The sequence below is a fragment of the Segatella hominis genome, from assembly GCF_004535825.1.
In the GTDB taxonomy this organism is placed as follows: domain Bacteria; phylum Bacteroidota; class Bacteroidia; order Bacteroidales; family Bacteroidaceae; genus Prevotella; species Prevotella hominis.
Genome location: NZ_SGVY01000133.1, coordinates 1 through 1,123, shown reverse-complemented (window position 1 = coordinate 1,123; position 1,123 = coordinate 1). Strand labels below are relative to the sequence as shown.

The 1,123-nt window shown below is 41.7% G+C and carries 2 pseudogenes; one reads left to right on the top strand and one right to left on the bottom strand.

The features are described 5' to 3' along the window. Positions 1-126, bottom strand: a pseudogene (locus EXN75_RS18435) (restriction endonuclease subunit S); the annotation flags it as partial. A 56-nt stretch (positions 127-182) separates the two neighbouring features. Between EXN75_RS18435 and EXN75_RS17460 the strand changes: the two are divergent. Continuing rightward, positions 183-995: pseudogene (locus EXN75_RS17460) on the top strand (tyrosine-type recombinase/integrase); the annotation flags it as partial. Between the last annotated feature and the right edge of the window lie 128 nt (positions 996-1,123).

Here is a 1,123-nt window from a genome sequence, read left to right as displayed (position 1 = left end):
CTTCTCATTCCAGACCATAGCCCCACCACTTGATTTATACGGCTTGCCCTCCTCATTCGGAAAGTCAAACTGCACAAACCAATAGTCATAGAGCTGCTTTGCCATCGCCTCTAAATTATCATTTATCGGTGTTGTTTTCACCTTATTATATTATATATAGAGACCAATACAAATTATATGACATGAAAGAAGCAATTATACAAGCGGTTTTAGACGGTATGCGAGCGGTTTTGACAGAAAATCAGTTGGGACTGCTGACAGATGTGACCCGAAAGGCATTATCTGAGTGTGAGATTACGCCAAAGGCGACAGAGGAAGAACAACGCAACAAAGAAAATGCAGAATTACTTGGCGCATTTATATCTTCAAAGAAAGTGGAGGGCTGTTCAGACAAGACGATTCACTATTATAAGTCTTCTATTGAGAAGCTGATAGTGGCTGTGAAGAAGAATGTGTGTGACATTACGACCAATGACATTCGCTGTTATCTTGCTGAACAGCAGGAACAACGAGGACTAAGTAAGGTGACGACAGACAATTTGCGTCGTATTTATTCCAGTTTCTTCTCTTGGTTGGAAGATGAGGACTATATCACCAAAAGTCCTGTACGCCGAATACATAAAGTGCGCACTGATGCTTTGGTGAAAGAGGTGTTGACTGATGAAAATATTGAAGTGTTACGTGACAGTTGCCAAGAACTTCGTGATGTGGCGATGATAGATCTGCTACTCAGTACAGGAATGCGGGTGGGAGAGTTGGTAAAAATCAATCGTGAGGATATTGATTTCCAAGAACGTCAATGTGTAGTGTTCGGTAAAGGTAACAAGGAGCGTGAGGTGTATTTCAATGCTCGTACGAAAATACACCTCAAAAAGTACTTGGAACAACGAACGGACTCTAATCCTGCTTTGTTCGTCAGTCTCAAAGAACCTCATACACGATTAACAATCAGTGGCGTTGAGGTTCGCTTACGCCAGTTGGGTAAAAATGTAAATCCCTAAAATCCGCAACTATCATCCAATACACGATTAAGGGTAGATTTATGAGTCGTTAGTAGCAGCTTTCAGTAAAAAGCAACAGCACAACATCAATATGTAGCCACCATCCCCTTACCCCACGATGC